We start from the raw sequence: 18743 nt of genomic DNA on the forward strand, positions 1-18743 counted from the left end.
TTGGCCGCCTTAGCCTGACAACCCTGGAGTGTCTGGTTTGATCGTCTTCCGTTATCTGTCCCGCGAAGTCCTGTTGACCCTGAGTGCCGTGAGTGCGGTTCTGCTGGTCATCATCATGAGTGGTCGTTTCGTCAAATACCTGGCCCAGGCTGCCTCCGGCGCCCTGGACCCAGGCTCGCTGTTCCTGATCATGGGCTTTCGCCTGCCGGGGTTCTTGCAACTGATCCTGCCGCTGGGCCTGTTCCTTGGGATCCTGCTGGCCTACGGCCGCTTGTACCTTGAAAGTGAAATGACCGTGCTCTCGGCCACCGGCATGAGCCAGCAGCGTCTGCTGGGCATGACCATGATTCCGGCGGCCGGCGTTGCGCTGATCGTGGCCTGGCTGAGCCTGAGCCTGGCTCCCCAGGGCGCCATGCAGTTCCAGCTGGTGTTGAACAAACAGGACGCGATGACTGAGTTCGACACCCTCGAGCCGGGCCGTTTTCAGGCGCTCAATGACGGCTCGCGGGTGACTTACACGGAAACCCTGACTGACGACCGCGCCAACCTGGGCGGCGTGTTCATCTCCGAGAAGCGTTTTGGCCAAGACAAGAAAGACCGTGGCATTTCCGTGCTGGTGGCTGATTCGGGTCGCCAGGAAGTGCGCCCTGACGGCAGCCGCTACCTGATTCTGGAAAATGGCTATCGATACGATGGCAGTCCAGGCATGGCCGACTATCGCGCGATCAAGTACGACACCTATGGTGTGATGCTGGCCCGCCCGGACATCAGCGACGAAGTCACCGACCGCGACGCCATCCCCACGAAGGACCTGCTCGGCAGCAAGGAACTGCGCTCCATTGCCGAGCTGCAATGGCGGATTTCCCTGCCGCTGCTGGTGTTTATCGTGACCCTCATGGCCGTGCCGCTGTCGCGCGTCAACCCGCGCCAGGGCCGTTTCCTCAAGCTGTTGCCGGCGATCCTGCTGTACATGGCTTACCTCACTATCCTGATTTCCGCCCGTGGCTCCCTGGAGAAAGGCAAGCTGTCGCCGACCCTGGGCCTGTGGTGGGTGCACGGAATGTTCCTGCTGATCGGCCTGGGGCTGCTTTATTGGGAGCCTATTCGTTTGAAAATGATGAGCCGTCGTGGCCAGAAGGAGTTGGCTCGTGGCTAAGCTCGATCGCTACATAGGTAGCAGCGTCCTGATCGCCATCCTGGCGGTACTGGGCATCATCCTGGGCCTGGCCTCGTTGTTCGCTTTCATCGATGAAGTCGGCAACGTCAGCGACACCTATACCGTCTGGGACGTGCTCAGCTACGTGGCACTGACCGCGCCGCGTCGTCTCTACGACATGATGCCGATGGCCGCGCTGATCGGCTGCCTGATCGGCCTGGGCAGCCTGGCCAGCAACAGCGAACTGACCATCATGCGCGCCGCCGGGGTGTCCATCGGTCGTATCGTCTGGGCGGTCATGAAGCCAATGTTGCTGCTGATGCTGTGCAGCGTGCTGATCGGTGAATACGTAGCGCCGCCGGCCGAAACCACCGCCCAGGCCAATCGCGCCCTGGCCCAGGGCTCGGGCGATGCACAGAGCGCCAAACATGGCCTGTGGCACCGTCAGGGTGATGAGTTCATCCACATCAACGCCGTGCAACCGGGCGGACTGCTGATCGGTGTGACGCGCTACACGTTCGATAAGGAACGTCACATGCTGTCGTCCAGCTTCGCCAAACGCGCGCAGTACAGCGACGAAAAGTGGCAATTGACCGACATCACCACGACTTACTTCCGCAATGTCGGCCAAGGCACCAAGGCCAGCACCGAAGTGATCAATGTGCCAAGTGAAGAGTGGGACATCGCCCTCAAGCCGGAACTGCTCAATACGGTGGTGATGATCCCCGAAAGCCTGCCGATCTCCGGCCTGTGGGGTTATATCCACTACCTGAAGGACCAAGGCTTGAATAACGGTCGTTACTGGCTGGCATTTTGGGTCAAGGTGTTGCAACCGGTGGTGACCGCGGCACTGGTATTGATGGCGATCTCGTTCATCTTCGGTCCGTTGCGCTCCGTAACCCTCGGCCAGCGCGTGTTTACCGGGGTGCTGGTGGGTTTCACCTTCCGCATCGCCCAGGACCTGCTCGGCCCATCTAGCTTGGTGTTCGGGTTCTCGCCACTGTTTGCGGTGCTGGTGCCGACGACCATCTGCGCCCTGGCCGGGTTCTGGCTGCTGCGCCGGGCCGGCTGATAACGCACGCCTGCATAAAAAATGCCCCGCTCGAATGAGTGGGGCATTTTTGTTCTGGTCAGCAAAGATGACGCCTGGCCTGAGCATCAGGTACAATTCCCGGCTATTTTTCAGCGGGCAATCTGCCTGCAGCCTTTTTGAGTGTTGATCCGTGAGTGATTTGAGTCATATCCGCAATTTCTCCATCATCGCCCACATTGACCATGGTAAGTCGACGCTGGCCGATCGATTCATCCAGATGTGCGGCGGCCTTGCCGAGCGTGAAATGGAAGCCCAGGTGCTGGACTCCATGGACCTCGAACGCGAGCGCGGGATCACCATCAAGGCCCACAGCGTTACCCTGTACTACACCGCCAAAGACGGTATCAAGTACCAGTTGAACTTCATTGACACCCCTGGCCACGTTGACTTCACCTACGAAGTCAGCCGCTCCCTGGCGGCCTGCGAAGGTGCGCTGCTGGTGGTGGACGCGGGCCAGGGCGTTGAAGCCCAGTCCGTGGCCAACTGCTACACCGCCATTGAGCAAGGCCTGGAAGTCATGCCGGTACTGAACAAGATCGACCTGCCACAGGCCGATCCGGACCGGGTAAAGGAAGAAATCGAAAAAATCATCGGCATTGACGCCACCGACGCCGTCGAGTGCAGCGCCAAGACCGGCCTGGGCGTCGACGAAGTGCTCGAGCGCCTGGTCAAGACCATTCCAGCCCCCACCGGCAACTACGAAGATCCGCTGCAAGCGTTGATCATCGACTCCTGGTTCGACAACTACCTGGGGGTTGTCTCCCTGGTACGCGTGCGTCACGGCCGTGTGAAGAAGGGCGACAAGATCCTGGTCAAGTCCACCGGCAAGATCCACCTGGTGGACAGCGTCGGCGTATTCAACCCCAAGCACACCGCGACCACTGATCTGAAAGCCGGCGAAGTAGGCTTCATTATCGCCGGTATCAAGGACATTCACGGTGCACCGGTGGGTGACACCCTGACGTTGAGCTCCACCCCTGACGTCGACGTGCTGCCGGGCTTCAAACGCATCCAGCCGCAGGTCTACGCCGGCCTGTTCCCGGTCAGCTCCGACGACTTCGAAGACTTCCGCGAAGCCCTGCAAAAGCTGACCCTCAACGACTCGTCGTTGCAGTACACCCCGGAAAGCTCCGACGCCCTGGGCTTCGGCTTCCGCTGCGGCTTCCTCGGCATGCTGCACATGGAAATCATCCAGGAGCGCCTGGAGCGCGAGTACGACCTGGACCTGATTACCACGGCGCCGACGGTTATTTTCGAGCTGCTGCTCAAAAACGGTGAAACGATTTACGTCGACAACCCGTCCAAGCTCCCAGACCTGTCTTCCATCGAAGACATGCGCGAACCGATCGTGCGGGCCAATATTCTTGTGCCGCAGGAACACCTGGGCAACGTCATTACCCTGTGTATCGAAAAGCGTGGCGTGCAGCACGACATGCTGTTCCTCGGTACCCAGGTGCAAGTGACCTACGATTTGCCGATGAACGAAGTGGTCCTGGACTTCTTTGACCGTCTCAAATCCACCAGTCGCGGCTATGCTTCGCTGGATTACCATTTCGACCGTTACCAATCGGCTAATCTGGTGAAACTGGATGTGTTGATCAACGGCGACAAGGTCGATGCCCTGGCACTGATCGTGCACAAGGACAATGCGCACTATAAAGGGCGCCAGTTGACCGAAAAGATGAAAGAACTGATTCCGCGCCAGATGTTCGACGTCGCGATCCAGGCCGCCATTGGCGGGCAGATCATTGCGCGAACCTCCGTCAAGGCTCTCAGAAAGAACGTACTGGCCAAATGCTACGGTGGCGACGTCAGCCGTAAGCGCAAGCTGCTTGAGAAGCAAAAGGCCGGTAAAAAACGCATGAAGCAAGTGGGCAACGTGGAAATTCCACAAGAAGCCTTCCTTGCGGTGCTCAGGTTGGATAGTTAGGTCCTATGTCGCTAAATTTCCCGCTGTTGCTGGTCATCGCCGTTGCCGTTTGCGGTCTCCTGGCGTTGCTCGATCTGGTGTTCTTCGCCCCGCGTCGGCGGGCGGCTATCGCGTCCTATCAGGGCAGCGTCAGCCAGCCCGATGGCCTGGTGATCGAGAAGCTGAACAAAGAGCCCTTGCTGGTTGAATACGGCAAGTCGTTCTTTCCGGTGTTGTTCATCGTGCTGGTGCTGCGTTCGTTCCTGGTGGAGCCGTTTCAGATCCCGTCGGGCTCGATGAAACCTACCCTGGACGTGGGCGACTTCATCCTGGTGAACAAGTTCTCCTACGGGATTCGCCTGCCGGTGATCGACAAGAAGGTCATCGAAGTCGGTGACCCGCAGCGCGGCGATGTGATGGTGTTCCGCTACCCGAGCGACCCGAACGTCAACTACATCAAACGTGTGGTGGGCCTGCCGGGCGACGTGATTCGCTACACCAGCGACAAGCGTCTGTTCATCAATGGCGAGTCGGTGGCCGAGAAGCTGATCGGTTCCGAACCGAACAGCCTGGGCAGTGCCGAGCTGTACCAGGAAAAACTCGGGGCGGTAGAGCACGAAATCCGCAAGGAAATGAGCCGCTACCGCGCCATGCCTGATGGCGAGTGGAAAGTGCCGGCCGGGCACTATTTCATGATGGGCGACAACCGCGACAACTCCAATGACAGTCGCTATTGGGATGACCCCAGCATTCCCAAGGATCTGCTGGGCATGGTTCCCGACCAGAATATCGTCGGCAAGGCCTTTGCGGTCTGGATGAGCTGGCCGGAACCCAAGCTCAGCCACCTGCCGAACTTCTCGCGGGTCGGGCTGATCAAGTAATACAAGCGGCGCTGTGAACACAGCGCCGAATGCTTTTCTGGGGCTTGGACATTTTCCGTCCCCGTGCAATACCAACCAGGATTTGAATTTGAACACTGCGTCAATCGTCGATGGCCGCCGGTGCCACCACACAGATATGGGTAAACCGTGACCGTTTCTCTAAGTCGTCTCGAGCGCCAGCTCGGCTACACCTTCAAGGATCAGGAATTGATGGTCCTTGCCCTCACACACCGCAGCTTTGCAGGGCGTAATAACGAACGCCTGGAATTTCTCGGTGATGCCATCCTCAATTTCGTCGCCGGTGAAGCCCTCTTCGAGCGCTTTCCCCAAGCCCGTGAAGGTCAGCTGTCGCGTTTGCGCGCACGGCTGGTAAAGGGCGAGACCCTGGCCGTACTGGCCCGTGGTTTTGGTCTGGGTGAGTACTTGCGCCTCGGCTCCGGTGAGTTGAAGAGCGGTGGGTTCCGCCGTGAGTCGATCCTGGCCGATGCGCTTGAGGCGTTGATCGGTGCGATCTACCTCGATGCAGGCATGGAAGCGGCCAAGGAGCGCGTCACCGCGTGGCTGACCTCCGAGATCGAAAGCCTCACGCTGGTCGACACCAACAAGGATCCGAAGACCCGCCTGCAGGAATTCCTGCAATCGCGCGGTTGTGACCTGCCACGCTACGAAGTGGTGGATATCCAGGGTGAGCCCCATTGCCGCGTGTTCTTCGTGGAATGTGAAATCACCTTATTGAATGAAAAAAGCCGAGGTCAGGGTGTGAGCCGTCGTATTGCCGAACAGGTAGCGGCCGCTGCAGCACTGATTGCCCTGGGCGTGGAGAATGGCCATGACTGATTCAACCGCAACACGCTGTGGCTATGTTGCCATCGTCGGCCGCCCGAACGTGGGCAAGTCCACGCTGCTGAACCATATCCTCGGCCAGAAGCTTGCAATCACCTCGCGCAAGCCGCAGACCACCCGCCACAACATGCTGGGCATCAAGACCGAAGGCAGCGTGCAAGCGGTGTATGTCGACACCCCGGGTATGCACAAAGGCGGCGAGAAAGCCCTCAACCGCTACATGAACAAGACCGCTTCGGCGGCGTTGAAAGACGTCGACGTGGTGATCTTCGTGGTCGACCGCACCAAGTGGACCGACGAAGACCAGATGGTCCTCGAGCGTGTGCAGTACGTCACCGGGCCTTTGATCGTCGCGTTGAACAAGACCGACCGTATCGAAGACAAAGCCGAGCTGATGCCGCACCTGAGCTGGTTGCAGGAGCAACTGCCGAACGCGCAGATCATGCCGATCTCGGCCCAGCACGGCCACAACCTCGAAGCCCTGGAGCGCGTGATCGCCGGCTACCTGCCGGAGAACGAGCACTTCTTCCCGGAAGACCAGATCACCGACCGCAGCAGCCGTTTCCTCGCCGCCGAACTGGTGCGTGAGAAAATCATGCGCCAGATGGGCGCCGAGCTGCCGTACCAGATCACCGTCGAAATCGAAGAGTTCAAGCAGCAGGGCAAGACCCTGCATATCCATGCGCTGATCCTCGTCGAACGTGACGGCCAGAAGAAAATCATCATTGGCGACAAGGGCGAGCGCATCAAGCGCATCGGCACCGAAGCGCGCAAGGACATGGAATTGCTGTTCGATTCCAAGATCATGCTCAACCTGTGGGTGAAGGTGAAGGGTGGTTGGTCCGATGATGAGCGCGCTCTGCGTTCCCTCGGTTACGGCGACCTGTAAGAACACCGCAGGGCAAAAAATGTGGGAGGGGGCTTGCTCCCGATGGCGGTGAGTCAGTTAATAAATAAGTGACTGACACACTGCCATCGGGAGCAAGCCCCCTCCCACATTAGGTTTGTGTTGTTTTCAAGATAGAGAACCCATGTCCCAATCCCAACCCCCTAGCCAACTCGCCTACGTCCTGCACAGCCGCGCCTACCGTGAGACCAGCGCGCTGGTGGATTTCCTCACGCCGCAAGGCCGCCTGCGCGCGGTGTTGCGTAGCGCGCGGGGCAAGGCAGGGACATTGGCGCGGCCCTTCGTGGCATTGGACGTGGAGTTTCGCGGCAAGGGCGAGCTGAAAAACGTCGGCCGCCTGGAAAGCGTCGGCACTTCCGCCTGGCTCAATGGCGATGCGTTGTTCAGTGGGCTCTACCTCAATGAATTGCTGATCCGCCTGTTGCCCGCCGAAGACCCGCACCCGGCTGTCTTCGACCACTACGCCGCCACCTTGTTGGCCCTGGCAGAAGGCCGCCCCCTGGAGCCGCTGCTGCGCGCCTTCGAATGGCGCCTGCTCGACGACCTGGGCTACGGTTTTGAACTGAACAATGACCTGCATGGCGAGCCCATCGCCGCCGACGGCATGTACCGCCTGCAAGTGGATGCGGGCCTGGAGCGTGTGTACCTGCTGCAACCGGGCCTGTTCCAGGGTACCGAGCTGCTGGCCATGAGCGAGGCCGACTGGAGCGCACCCGGTGCGTTGTCCGCCGCCAAGCGCTTGATGCGCCAGGCCCTGGCCGTGCACTTGGGTGGGCGGCCGCTGGTCAGTCGCGAGTTGTTTCGAAAGCCCTGACATCCCCGTGTATGCTGTGCAGCGTTTCTTTCCCCTTTTCAGGAGCGCTTCCGTGACCACCAGCAATCGCATTCTTCTTGGCGTCAACATCGACCACGTCGCTACCCTGCGCCAGGCCCGGGGCACCCGTTACCCTGACCCGGTCAAGGCCGCGCTGGACGCCGAAGAAGCGGGCGCCGACGGCATCACCGTGCACCTGCGCGAAGACCGCCGCCACATCCAGGAGCGCGATGTGCTGCTGCTCAAGGACGTGCTGCAAACCCGCATGAACTTCGAGATGGGCGTCACCGAAGAAATGATGGCCTTCGCCGAGCGCATCCGCCCGGCGCACATCTGCCTGGTCCCGGAAACCCGCCAGGAACTGACCACCGAAGGCGGCCTCGACGTAGCCGGCCAGGAAGCGCGGATCAAGGCTGCGGTGGAGCGCCTGTCGAAGATCGGCAGCGAAGTGTCGCTGTTCATCGACGCCGACGAGCGCCAGATCGAAGCGTCCCGCCGTGTCGGCGCGCCGGCCATCGAACTGCACACCGGCCGTTACGCCGACGCCACCACACCGACCGAAGTGGCGGATGAACTGCAGCGCATCATTGACGGTGTGAACTGCGGCCTTAATGAAGGCCTGATCGTCAACGCCGGCCACGGCCTGCATTACCACAACGTCGAAGCGGTGGCTGCGATCAAGGGCATCAACGAGCTGAACATCGGCCATGCGCTGGTGGCTCATGCGCTGTTCGTCGGTTTCAAAGGCGCTGTGGCCGAGATGAAAGCGTTGATCCTGGCGGCCGCCAAGCGCTGACCGCAGATTCACCTGTAGGAGCAAGCTCGCTCCTACAGGTGTGCGCCGTCTTTGTGTCATGCGGCAATGCGAAGCCTTACTGTTTAGCCAATGCAGGTGTATCGTATCTGCCCTTTGCAGGCCCTGCGCCTGCGGCAGATACGTGAGGTTGTTGTGTCCCGATCCTTTTCCCGTCGACAAATCCTGGGTGGTCTTGCAGGCCTGGCCGTAGTGGGCGTCGGTGCCGGTGGCGCCTACCGCTACTGGCTGGGGAAGGTCGCCGAAGCCGAAGCGGGGCACGATTACGAACTGATCGCCGCGCCGCTCGATGTAGAGCTGGTGCCGGGGCACAAGACCGAAGCCTGGGCCTTCGGCCCTTCGGCACCTGGCACCGAGTTGCGCGTGCGCCAGGGTGAGTGGCTGCGGGTGCGCTTTATCAACCACCTGCCGGTCGCCACCACGATCCACTGGCACGGCATCCGCCTGCCGCTGGAAATGGACGGCGTGCCTTACGTCTCGCAATTGCCGGTGTTACCCGGCGAATACTTCGACTACACATTCCGCGTGCCCGATGCCGGCAGCTACTGGTATCACCCCCATGTGAACAGCAGCGAAGAACTCGGCCGAGGCCTGGTCGGCCCGCTGATCATCGAAGAGCGCGAGCCCACCGGTTTCAAGCACGAACGCACCCTCAGCCTGAAGAGCTGGCACGTGGACGAAGAGGGCGCCTTCGTCGCCTTCAGCATTCCCCGTGAAGCCGCGCGTGGCGGCACGGCCGGGCGGCTGTCGACGATCAATGGCGTATCCCAGGCCGTGATCGACCTGCCGGCCGGGCAGATCACCCGCGTGCGCCTGCTCAACCTCGATAACACCCTGACCTATCGCATCAACATCCCCGACGTCGAAGCGCAGATCTACGCGCTGGACGGCAACCCCGTCGAGCCGCGCCCGCTGGGCAAGGAATACTGGCTGGGCCCGGGCATGCGTATCTGCCTGGCGATCAAGGCGCCGCCGGCGGGCGAAGAACTGTCGATCCGTAACGGCCCGGTGCGCCTGGGCACTTTCCGCTCAGTCGCCAACACCGATGCACCGACCGAATGGCCCCCGGCATTGCCCGCCAACCCGATTGCCGAGCCGGACCTGGCCAATGCGGAGAAACTCAACTTCAATTTCGAGTGGGTCGGCTCCGTATCGGTGGATAACGGCAAGCCGCCGAGCCTGTGGCAGATCAACGGCCAGGCCTGGGACATCACCGACAAGACCTGCGCCGACCGCCCGATTGCCAAGCTGGAAAAGGGCAAGAGCTACATTTTCGAATTGAAGAACATGACCCAGTACCAACACCCGATCCACCTGCACGGCATGAGTTTCAAGGTGATCGCCTCGAACCGTCACAAGGTGATCCCGTACTTCACCGACACTTACCTGCTGGGCAAGAATGAACGCGCTCGCGTGGCCTTGGTGGCGGATAACCCGGGGGTGTGGATGTTTCACTGCCACGTGATCGATCATATGGAAACCGGCCTGATGGCCGCCATCGAGGTGGCGTGATGCGCCAGTTTCGCCCCACGGCGATTATCGACCGCAGCCGCGATCAGGATTTCATGCGCGAGGCCCTGGCCCTTGCCGCCCAAGGCGCGACGCTGGGCGAAGTGCCGGTAGGCGCGGTGCTGGTGCAGGACGGTGAAATCATCGGACGTGGCTTCAACTGCCCGATCAGCGGCCATGACCCCAGCGCCCATGCCGAAATGGTCGCCATCCGCGCGGCTGCGCAAGCGGTCAGCAACTACCGCCTGCCGGGCAGTACTCTGTACGTGACCCTGGAACCGTGCAGCATGTGCGCCGGCCTGATCGTGCATTCACGCATCGCGCGGGTGGTGTATGGCGCGTTGGAGCCAAAGGCGGGGATTGTGCAAAGCCAGGGGCAGTTTTTTACCCAGGGCTTTCTGAACCATCGGGTGTTGTTCGAAGGCGGTGTGCTGGCCGAGGAGTGCGGCACGGTGTTGAGCGAATTTTTCAAGGCCCGCCGGGCCAAGCCCCCGCTCTAAAAAAAACTGATGAGCAAATGTGGGAGGGGGCTTGCCCCCGATAGCCGAGTGTCAGCCACCACATCTATGGCTGATACATCGCTATCGGGGGCAAGCCCCCTCCCACATTTGGATCTCTGTTGTTTCCGGGAGATTAGCGGTTACTTCTTGGCGATGATGACCGCCCGCATCGGCGCCGGCAGCCCTTCAATCGTCTTGCTGTGATCCTGCGGATCGAGGAAGTCGCTGAGGGACTGATACTTCATCCACGCCGTCCCGCGCTGTTCCTCCACCGTAGTCACGCTCACATCCACGCACCTCACATCACTGAACCCGGCACGCCGCAGCCACAGCATCAATGCCGGTACCGACGGCAGGAACCACACGTTACGCATCTGCGCATAACGGTCTTCCGGCACCAGCACCTGTTGCTGATCGCCTTCCACTACCAGGGTTTCCAGGACCAGTTCGCCGCCCTTGACCAGGGTGTCCTTCAGCGCCAGCAGATGCTCGATCGGCGAGCGACGGTGATAGAACACACCCATGGAAAACACTGTGTCGAAGCCTTCCAGGTTCGCCGGCAGGTCTTCAAACGGGAACGGCAGGTGCCAGGCCTTGGGTTCAGACAGGTAACGCTGTACGGCTTGGAACTGGCAGAAAAACAGCCAGTTCGGGTCGACGCCAATCACGCTGTCGGCCCCGGCACCGAGCATGCGCCACATGTAGTAACCGTTGCCGCAACCGACATCGAGAATGCGCTTGCCCTTCAGGTCCAGGTGCGGGGCCACACGCGACCACTTCCAGTCCGAGCGCCATTCGGTGTCCACATGCACGCCGAACAGGTGGAACGGACCCTTGCGCCACGGGCTCAAGCCCATCAGCGCGGTGTGCATCTGCGCGCGGGTGGCATCGTCGCAATCGGTGTCCAGCACCAAGCCATTGAGCAAGTCGACTTCGCTGGGCTGGATCTTTGGCAGCGCGTCCAGGGCACTCTGCCAACGCTCCAGGTCGCCATGACCCTTTTCCATCTTGCTATCGAGCTGCGCCTGCAGGCCTTGGGCCCATACAGCCAGAGGGGTGCCGACCAGATGGCGGGCGAGGGGGGACAGATCAATCATGGCAAGGCAATCAACGAGGTAAAGTTAAGACACTGGAACCACGGCACGACTTTCAAGAACCCGGCCGCCAGCAGGCGTTCGCGGTGTTCTTCGAGGCTGTCGGGCTTCATGACGTTTTCGATGGCGCTGCGCTTCTGGGCGATCTCCAGTTCGCTGTAGCCGTTGGCGCGTTTGAACGCGATATGCAGGTCGGTGAGCAGTGCCTGTTCTTCAAGGTCATTGAAACGCAGCTTTTCCGAAAGGATCAATGCACCGCCTGGCAGCAATGACTGGCGGATACGCCCGAGCAACGCCAGGCGCTCATCCGGGGCGATGAATTGCAGGGTGAAGTTCAACGCCACCACCGAGGCCGGTTGGAACTGCAGCGCGAGGATGTCGCCCTCGATTACCTCGACCGGCAGCAGCTCCTGGAACATCGAGTCCTGGCCATTGAGGTATTCGCGGCAGCGCTCGACCATGGCCGCCGAGTTATCCACAGCGATGACTCGGCAACCGTCCGTGCGCACATGGCGACGCAAGGCCTGGGTCACCGCACCCAGGGACGAGCCCAGGTCGTAGAGCACGCTGTTCGGTTGGGCAAATTGCGCCGCGAGCACGCCGAGGTTTTCGACAATCGTCGGGTAACCGGGCACCGAGCGCTTGATCATGTCCGGGAACACCCGCACCACGTCCTCGTTAAAGGCGAAGTCCGGCACCTGGGGCAGGGGCTGGGCGAATAGGCGATCGGGTTCTTTGCTCACGGTTGTTCCGGCGACGAGGGGGAAAGGCCGGCATTTTAGCCAAGTTGGTCAGCGGATGCGCGGGTTGTCTGATGGAAAGCCGAAGCCGTGATCCCCCATTGGCCGAGCCAGTAAGTTGTGATCAACAAATACGGCGCGGCCTCGAATGACAGCACAAACCGATTGATGCCGATCAGCGTGTCGGAAAACACAAACGACACCGCCCCCGCCGCCGCCAGCAGCGCCGAGCGTTTCGGCACATCGCTGCCCAGGCGTGCCAGCGCGCGCCAAAGCATGGCGCTGATCACCAGTGCGTAAACCACCACCGGTATCAGCAGTTCACCGAGGCCGTGGGAGATCAGGATGCTCAGCAGGACCGCGCCCACGCCCAGCGCCAATACCAACGGCAACAGCGCCAAACGGCGGCAGTCACTGAAATAGGCTTTGAGATAGGCCAGGTGCGCAAACAGGAAGGCGCCGAGGCCGAAGATAAACAGGTCGCCCGGCCAGGCCAGCAATACATCGCCGACCAGGGAAAAAATCAGCCCGAGGCTGATCCAGCGTCGATAGTCAGTAGGCGGCGCATCATGCAGCCAGCCCAGCAGCGCCAGTACCGGCAGCGGCTTGACCAGCAGGCACAGCAACGTGGCATGGGTGCTCAGGCCGTATATAAAGGTGCCTGCGCCCATCAGCGCAAGAATCAGCCATGGCATATCAGTTCACCGTAATGGCGCAGTCGAAGGTCTCGGCGGGCTCGGCTTCCGGTTCCCAGGGTTGCTGGGAGGTCAGGCGCAAACGTCCCTGGCCGGCCGTGAAAGCCTGGAAGCGCCAGGTGGACTGGCCTCCGCCACCGACCACACCGGATTCTGAGCTGCTGTACACCTCGGGGCTCAGTGCGCGCAGTACGCCTCCGGCGGAATCCTGGATGGCCCAGCGATAACCCGTGGTTGGGTTGCTTGGCAGGGTGAGGATCAGGTTTTGCCCGGTTTTGAGTTGCAGCGGACAAGCGCCCTGTTCTTCCACGGTGACGTTTTGCTTCGGCGCACTGGCACAGGCGGCGAGCAGGCAAAGGCTCAGGGGGAGAAGCAGGCGGGCAGCGGTCATGGGGGCTCCGTTGTTTGGCGACGAAGACCGAGCATAACCGAAGATAAGACAGGGTGTTACAAGCAGGATACAGGTTGCGGCCACTCACGCCATCGGGGGCAAGCCCCCTCCCACATGTTGATGTGTGAACACATTCAAGTGTGGGAGGGGGCTTGCCCCCGATGAGGCCAGTTCAGGCGCTAGCGCTCTATCAGAACAACACCTTCGCCACATCCGCAAAGCGCTTGGCAAAGTGCACGGTCATGCCTTCCTTCAGGTACTCCGGCAACTCTTCAAAACTGCCGCGATTGGGCTCCGGCAAGATCAACTCGTGAATCTTCTGGCGCCGCGCCGCAATCACCTTTTCACGCACCCCGCCAATTGGCAGCACATGCCCGGTCAACGTCAGTTCGCCGGTCATGGCCACGCCTTTTTTCGGCGCTTGATTGCGGGCCAGGGACAGCAGCGCGCTGGCCATGGTCACCCCGGCGCTCGGGCCGTCCTTCGGCGTGGCGCCTTCCGGTACGTGCAAGTGCACGAAGGCTTCGTCGAAGAACTTCGGATCGCCGCCAAACGACTTCAGGTTGGAGCTGATATAGCTGTAGGCGATTTCGGCGGACTCTTTCATCACCTCACCCAACTGCCCGGTCAGCTTGAAGCCGCGATTGAGGGTGTGGATGCGCGTCGCCTCGATCGGCAACGTAGCGCCACCCATGCTGGTCCAGGCCAGGCCGGTGATCACACCGGTACCCGACAACACCTGCTCGTTGCGGAACACCGGCATGCCGAGGGAGCTTTCCAGGTCCTTGTTGCCGATCTTGATCACCGAGTTCGGCGCATCCAGCAGCTTGACCACCGCCTTGCGCACCAGTTTGCCCAGCTGTTTCTCCAGCTGGCGCACCCCGGCCTCGCGGGCGTACCCGTCGATCAGTGCACGCAGGGCGCCGTCGCTGATGCTCAGGCTGTTTTTCGAAACGCCGGCTTTTTCCAGCTGTTTTGGCCACAGGTGGCGTTTGGCGATGGCGACTTTTTCTTCGGTGATATAGCCCGACAGGCGAATCACTTCCATACGGTCCAGCAGCGGGCCGGGGATCGAGTCCAGGGTGTTGGCGGTGCACACGAACAGCACCTTGGACAGGTCCAGGCGCAGGTCCAGGTAGTGGTCGAGGAATTCGACGTTCTGCTCCGGGTCGAGGGTTTCGAGCAGCGCCGAGGCCGGGTCGCCCTGGTAGCTCTGGCCCATTTTGTCGATCTCGTCGAGCATGATCACCGGGTTCATCACCTCCACGTCCTTGAGCGCCTGCACCAGCTTGCCCGGCATGGCGCCGATGTAGGTGCGGCGATGGCCCTTGATCTCGGCCTCGTCGCGCATGCCGCCGACGCTGAAGCGATAGAACGGCCGCCCGAGGGACTCGGCGATGGATTTGCCCACGCTGGTCTTGCCCACGCCCGGCGGACCCACCAGCAGCACGATGGAGCCGGCGACTTCGCCTTTATAGGCGCCCACCGCAAGGAATTCGAGAATGCGGCTCTTGATGTCATCCAGGCCGGCATGGTGCTTGTCCAACACCTTGCGCGCGTGTTTGAGGTCGAGTTTGTCCTCGCCATACACGCCCCATGGCACCGAGGTGGCCCAGTCCAGATAATTGCGCGTCACCGCGTATTCCGGCGAGCCGGTTTCGAGGATCGACAGTTTGTTCAGTTCTTCATCGATACGTTTTTTCGCCTGGGCCGGCAGCACCTTGCCCTCCAGGCGTTGCTCGAACTGTTCGACGTCGGCGCTGCGGTCGTCCTTGGTCAGGCCCAGTTCCTGCTGGATGACCTTGAGCTGTTCCTTGAGGAAGAACTCGCGCTGGTGCTCGCCGATCTTGCGGTTCACCTCGGCGGAGAGTTCTTTTTGCAGGCGCGCGACTTCGACCTCCTTGCGCAGCATCGGCAGGACTTTTTCCATGCGTTTGAGCATTGGCACGCAGTCCAGCACTTCCTGCAGCTCATTACCGGTGGCCGACGTGAGGGCGGCGGCGAAGTCGGTGAGGGGCGACGGGTCGTTGGGGCTGAAGCGGTTGAGGTAGTTCTTCAGCTCTTCGCTGTACAGCGGGTTGAGCGGCAGCAGTTCCTTGATCGCATTGATCAGCGCCATGCCGTAGGCCTTGACCTCGTCGGTCGGATCGCTTGGCTGGTGCGGGTATTCGACTTCCACCAGATACGGTGGGCGGTGGTGCTTGAGCCAGGTTTTGATCCGCACGCGGGTCAGGCCCTGGGCGACGAATTGCAGCTTGCCGTTTTCGCGGCTGGCGTGGTGCACCTTCACCAGGGTGCCGTACAGCGGCAGGGCGGAGGTGTCGAAATGGCGTGGGTCTTCCGGTGGCGTGTCCATGAAGAACAGGGCGAGGGAGTGGTGGTCGGATTTGCTCACCAGCTCCAGGGTCTCGGCCCACGGCTCTTCGTTGACGATCACCGGCAGCACTTGCGCCGGGAAGAACGGCCGATTGTGGATCGGGATGATGTAGACCTTGTCCGGCAGGTTTTGCCCAGGCAGGGCCAGGCCGGTATTGGACGAAGGGGTTTCAGCGTTTTCGGGGTCGGCGTAATCGTTGAGGTCGTAATCAGGGAATTCTTGCTGGTCGCTCATGGGGCACCTGCATAAGGAAGTATGCAGGTTAGATGGGGCGGGGTAGCAGTGGTTTCAATGGTGGGGGTGAGATAGCAACATATTGCATGAAATTACTGCGGCGACTTGGTCAATGTGGGTCAGCTGATTTTGTGGAGGTAGGCGGGGAGTGGCTGTTCTGGCAGCACCGACAGCACTTTCAGGCGCTGCAACATCCGCTGCCGCGCCCGCTGTAAATGCTCGCGCAGGTTCAACGCGGCCGCATCGAATGCACCATGCAGCAACAACTCCAGAATCAAGCGATGTTCGGCGAGCATCGCCGGATCAGCACCGATCCCCAGCAATCGGTAAAAAATCCGGCTGATGATCATCGGGCTCTGGCCCTGGCGAATCAGCGCGGCAATCTTGCGGTTTTGCAGGCCGGCCAGGCAGCGCTGGTGCAGGTCCTCTTCGATTTGCTCGATGGCTTCCAGGCTGCACTGGGGACTGTCCTGGGCATCCAGCACGCGCTGCAGCATGGCTTCAAGCATGTCGCGGTCGAGGTTCGGGGCACTCTGGCGCAGGGCTTCGGGTTCCAGGCAGGCGCGCAGTTCGTAATCCTCGGTGACCTCCCGCGCGGTCAGTGGCCCCGCCAGCCATTGGGAATAGGGCTCTTTTTCCACCAGGCCGCGGTCGCGCAGGCGCATCAGCGCTTCACGCACCACCGCGCGGCTGACGCCATAGTGGTCGGCGGCGGCCTGTTCATCCAGGCGGTAATGGCCAAACGCGATGCAGGTGGACAGCGCCGCGCCGATTTCCTCGACGATGCGCTCGCCCAACGGCCGGGTGTCCACCAGTTCGGCTTCGCCGTTGAGGCCCAGGTGCGCATGGCTCAGGGGCAGGCGCAGCGGTTCCATGGCCAGGCCTTCGGGATTGATCAGGTAACCCCGGCCGTTGAAACGGCAGATCAAGCCTTCAGCGTGCAGCAGGTCCAGCGCCTTGCGCACCGGCACGCGGCTGGTGCCGAACAGTTCGGCCAGGGGCGCTTCCAGCAATACCAGGCCATGGCGGGCGGTGCCGTTGACGATCGCGTCGCGCAACACCTGGTGAATCATCGCGTAACGGGAGGCCGAGGCGGACACTGCTTTCATCGATTTCTCAAAGGCATGTAGGACGGTGGCCGGGGATTCTCTCATAAGTTGCGCCTGTCACTCTGCGCCACGTCGGTGGCACTTTTTTGGGGCCTTGAATGTAGGAATGTTACTTTTCTGCACCAAAATGTACTTATTAATAAAAGGTACATTATTTCATCAGAGGCGCTTCGCAAGCGTGGCGCAAGTTTTTTTTCCATCGATCAACACCATCTATCCCGTAGCTCTGGGTAAGAATGCGTAATCGCGCCAAGAGCGCTACGCAGAGACTGGCACGAAAGCTGCCTTTGTAAAATGTACATTTTATGAATATGTACGTTTTATGAGGTTTCCCTGATGTCAGACGCCACTTCACTGGCCGAGGATTTCGCCAGCGGTCGCAGCGACCCGGTGCAAGTCCTTGAGCAGGCACTCGATCAAGCGAGCCGCTCGACCAGCGTATTTATTTCCCTGACCGCCGAGCGCGCCCGCCGTGAAGCTGAAGCGTCCGCCGCCCGTTGGCGTGCCGGCCAGCCCTTGAGCGTGTTCGACGGTGTACCCCTGGCCTGGAAAGACCTGTTCGACGTAGCCGGCAGCATCACCACCGCCGGCGCCGCCTACCGCCGTACTGCGCCCGCCGCGTTGCTCGACGCCCCCAGCGTGGGCCTGTTGTGCCGTGCCGGGATGGTCAGCGTCGGCAAGACCAACCTCAGCGAACTGGCCTATTCCGGTTTGGGCCTGAACCCGCATTTCGGCACGCCGCACAATCCCCATGGCACGGACCAGGCGCGCATTCCCGGGGGCTCGTCGTCCGGGTCGGCGGTGGCGGTCGCGGCCGATATCGTGCCGATCGCCATGGGCACCGACACTGCCGGTTCCATCCGCATTCCGGCGGCGCTCAACGGACTGGTGGGGTACCGCAGCAGCAGCCGACGCTACAGCCGCGACGGTGTGTTTCCCTTGGCCCACTCCCTCGACAGCCTCGGTCCGTTGACGCGCAGCGTGCGCGATGCCCTGGTCATCGACGACCTGCTCCACGGCCGCAGCCAGCGCCACAGTGCCCGCAGCCTGAAAGGGCAGCGTTTTGTGTTGGAGCAAGGCGTGCTGGCCGACGTGGAGCCTGCCGTGCGCAACAACCTGCTACGCGCCGTTGAGCGACTGAAGGCGGAAGGCGCGCTGATTGAAGAGCGTGAAAGCACCCCGTTCCAGGCCACCCTGGACCTGATCAAGCACCACGGCTGGCTCGGCGCGTTCGAAGCCTTCGCCCTGCACCAGGCCCTGCTCGACAGTGCTGATGCCGAGCACCTCGACCCCCGCGTGCGCCGCCGCCTTGAAGCCGCGCGCGGATTGCCGGCCAGCCAACTGATCCACCTGACCGACGCGCGCCGCCGCCTGCAACAGCAACTGCTCGACGCGCTTGACGGCGCGATCCTGATCACCCCCACCGTCGCCCATGTCGCCCCGGCGTTGGCACCGCTTGAAGCCGACGACGAACTGTTCGTCAAAACCAACCTCGCCACCCTGCGCCTGACCATGCCCGGCAGCTTTCTCGACATGCCAGGCGTCAGCTTACCCAGTGGCCGCGATGCCCAGGGCCTGCCCACCGGGCTGCTGCTCAGCGCCCCGACCGGAGAAGACGCGCGGCTGTTGCGCGCGGCCTTATCCGTCGAATCCGTACTCAACATTTAAGGAGACACA

17 protein-coding genes are annotated in these 18743 nt (G+C 61.4%); 11 read left to right on the forward strand and 6 right to left on the reverse strand.

The annotated features are described in order from the left end of the window. Window positions 1-37 precede the first annotated feature (37 nt). From lptF to tadA, 10 genes are all read left to right on the forward strand, one after another. Window positions 38-1156 carry an LPS export ABC transporter permease LptF gene (gene lptF, locus ACHPFG_RS06225; RefSeq protein ID WP_131698297.1) on the forward strand — a complete coding sequence of 373 codons (1119 nt, stop codon included), beginning with the start codon at window positions 38-40 and terminating at the stop codon, window positions 1154-1156. Beyond that, window positions 1149-2228, forward strand: a complete 1080-nt coding sequence (gene lptG / locus ACHPFG_RS06230; RefSeq protein WP_145335212.1) for an LPS export ABC transporter permease LptG — start codon at window positions 1149-1151, stop codon at window positions 2226-2228. Before lptF ends, lptG begins: the two co-directional genes overlap by 8 nt. A gap of 151 nt (window positions 2229-2379) precedes the next feature. Beyond that, window positions 2380-4179, forward strand: a complete 1800-nt coding sequence (gene lepA, locus ACHPFG_RS06235) for a translation elongation factor 4 (protein WP_027604664.1) — start codon at window positions 2380-2382, stop codon at window positions 4177-4179. Between the two features lie 5 nt (window positions 4180-4184). Beyond that, the gene (gene lepB / locus ACHPFG_RS06240) at window positions 4185-5039 is read left to right on the forward strand and encodes a signal peptidase I (RefSeq protein ID WP_431701852.1); all 855 of its coding nucleotides are present in this window, start codon (window positions 4185-4187) and stop codon (window positions 5037-5039) included. Between the two features lie 147 nt (window positions 5040-5186). Next, window positions 5187-5876, forward strand: coding sequence for a ribonuclease III (rnc, locus tag ACHPFG_RS06245; RefSeq protein WP_027604662.1), 690 nt, complete (start codon window positions 5187-5189; stop codon window positions 5874-5876). Further along, window positions 5869-6771: a GTPase Era gene (era, locus tag ACHPFG_RS06250; RefSeq protein WP_027604661.1), complete on the forward strand. Its 903-nt coding sequence runs from the start codon at window positions 5869-5871 to the stop codon at window positions 6769-6771. Before rnc ends, era begins: the two co-directional genes overlap by 8 nt. Before the next feature lie 142 nt (window positions 6772-6913). After that, entirely contained in the window at window positions 6914-7603 is a 690-nt protein-coding gene (gene recO / locus ACHPFG_RS06255; RefSeq protein WP_131698294.1) for a DNA repair protein RecO, read from the forward strand. A 52-nt stretch (window positions 7604-7655) separates the two neighbouring features. Beyond that, window positions 7656-8399: a pyridoxine 5'-phosphate synthase gene (gene pdxJ, locus ACHPFG_RS06260; protein ID WP_027604659.1), complete on the forward strand. Its 744-nt coding sequence runs from the start codon at window positions 7656-7658 to the stop codon at window positions 8397-8399. Between the two features lie 153 nt (window positions 8400-8552). Next, complete coding sequence (locus ACHPFG_RS06265; protein WP_431701853.1) at window positions 8553-9929, forward strand: multicopper oxidase family protein; 1377 nt, start codon at window positions 8553-8555, stop codon at window positions 9927-9929. Then, on the forward strand, window positions 9929-10426 hold the full coding sequence (tadA, locus tag ACHPFG_RS06270) for a tRNA adenosine(34) deaminase TadA (protein ID WP_145335208.1): 498 nt from the start codon (window positions 9929-9931) through the stop codon (window positions 10424-10426). Before ACHPFG_RS06265 ends, tadA begins: the two co-directional genes overlap by 1 nt. 140 nt (window positions 10427-10566) lie before the next feature. On the opposite strand, the gene cmoB is transcribed toward tadA, so the two are convergent. The 6 genes from cmoB to ACHPFG_RS06300 all read right to left on the reverse strand — a co-directional run bounded on the left by cmoB (window position 10567) and on the right by ACHPFG_RS06300 (window position 17066). Continuing rightward, complete coding sequence (cmoB, locus tag ACHPFG_RS06275; RefSeq protein ID WP_131698290.1) at window positions 10567-11523, reverse strand: tRNA 5-methoxyuridine(34)/uridine 5-oxyacetic acid(34) synthase CmoB; 957 nt, start codon at window positions 11521-11523, stop codon at window positions 10567-10569. Next, complete coding sequence (gene cmoA, locus ACHPFG_RS06280; protein WP_431701854.1) at window positions 11520-12263, reverse strand: carboxy-S-adenosyl-L-methionine synthase CmoA; 744 nt, start codon at window positions 12261-12263, stop codon at window positions 11520-11522. The genes cmoB and cmoA overlap by 4 nt, the downstream gene beginning before the upstream one ends. A 35-nt stretch (window positions 12264-12298) precedes the next feature. Then, a complete protein-coding gene (locus ACHPFG_RS06285) occupies window positions 12299-12955 on the reverse strand; it encodes a lysoplasmalogenase (RefSeq protein ID WP_431701855.1) in 657 nt (218 codons plus the stop codon). 1 nt (window position 12956) lies between these two features. Further along, window positions 12957-13346 carry a protease inhibitor I42 family protein gene (locus ACHPFG_RS06290; protein ID WP_131698287.1) on the reverse strand — a complete coding sequence of 130 codons (390 nt, stop codon included), beginning with the start codon at window positions 13344-13346 and terminating at the stop codon, window positions 12957-12959. A 190-nt stretch (window positions 13347-13536) separates the two neighbouring features. Further along, the gene (gene lon / locus ACHPFG_RS06295; protein ID WP_131697436.1) at window positions 13537-15957 is read right to left on the reverse strand and encodes an endopeptidase La; all 2421 of its coding nucleotides are present in this window, start codon (window positions 15955-15957) and stop codon (window positions 13537-13539) included. Window positions 15958-16076: 119 nt separating this feature from the next. Beyond that, complete coding sequence (locus ACHPFG_RS06300) at window positions 16077-17066, reverse strand: GntR family transcriptional regulator (RefSeq protein WP_027604651.1); 990 nt, start codon at window positions 17064-17066, stop codon at window positions 16077-16079. A gap of 336 nt (window positions 17067-17402) precedes the next feature. Here ACHPFG_RS06300 and ACHPFG_RS06305 point away from each other — a divergent pair, with 336 nt between their 5' ends. Beyond that, a complete protein-coding gene (locus ACHPFG_RS06305) occupies window positions 17403-18734 on the forward strand; it encodes an amidase (protein WP_431701857.1) in 1332 nt (443 codons plus the stop codon). Window positions 18735-18743: the final 9 nt, after the last annotated feature.

Origin of the sequence: Pseudomonas sp. BR20, from assembly GCF_050780135.1 — a bacterium.
In the GTDB taxonomy this organism is placed as follows: domain Bacteria; phylum Pseudomonadota; class Gammaproteobacteria; order Pseudomonadales; family Pseudomonadaceae; genus Aquipseudomonas.

Bases quoted from the DNA above. Each gene is read 5' to 3' on its own strand.
- lon (WP_131697436.1), bottom strand. From the start codon at position 15,957: ATGAGCGACCAGCAAGAATTCCCTGATTACGACCTCAACGATTACGCC.
- ACHPFG_RS06290 (WP_131698287.1), bottom strand. From the start codon at position 13,346: ATGACCGCTGCCCGCCTGCTTCTCCCCCTGAGCCTTTGCCTGCTCGCC.
- ACHPFG_RS06285 (WP_431701855.1), bottom strand. From the start codon at position 12,955: ATGCCATGGCTGATTCTTGCGCTGATGGGCGCAGGCACCTTTATATAC.
- tadA (WP_145335208.1), top strand. From the start codon at position 9,929: ATGCGCCAGTTTCGCCCCACGGCGATTATCGACCGCAGCCGCGATCAG.
- era (WP_027604661.1), top strand. From the start codon at position 5,869: ATGACTGATTCAACCGCAACACGCTGTGGCTATGTTGCCATCGTCGGC.
- ACHPFG_RS06300 (WP_027604651.1), bottom strand. From the start codon at position 17,066: ATGAAAGCAGTGTCCGCCTCGGCCTCCCGTTACGCGATGATTCACCAG.
- ACHPFG_RS06305 (WP_431701857.1), top strand. From the start codon at position 17,403: ATGTCAGACGCCACTTCACTGGCCGAGGATTTCGCCAGCGGTCGCAGC.
- recO (WP_131698294.1), top strand. From the start codon at position 6,914: ATGTCCCAATCCCAACCCCCTAGCCAACTCGCCTACGTCCTGCACAGC.
- lepB (WP_431701852.1), top strand. From the start codon at position 4,185: ATGTCGCTAAATTTCCCGCTGTTGCTGGTCATCGCCGTTGCCGTTTGC.
- cmoB (WP_131698290.1), bottom strand. From the start codon at position 11,523: ATGATTGATCTGTCCCCCCTCGCCCGCCATCTGGTCGGCACCCCTCTG.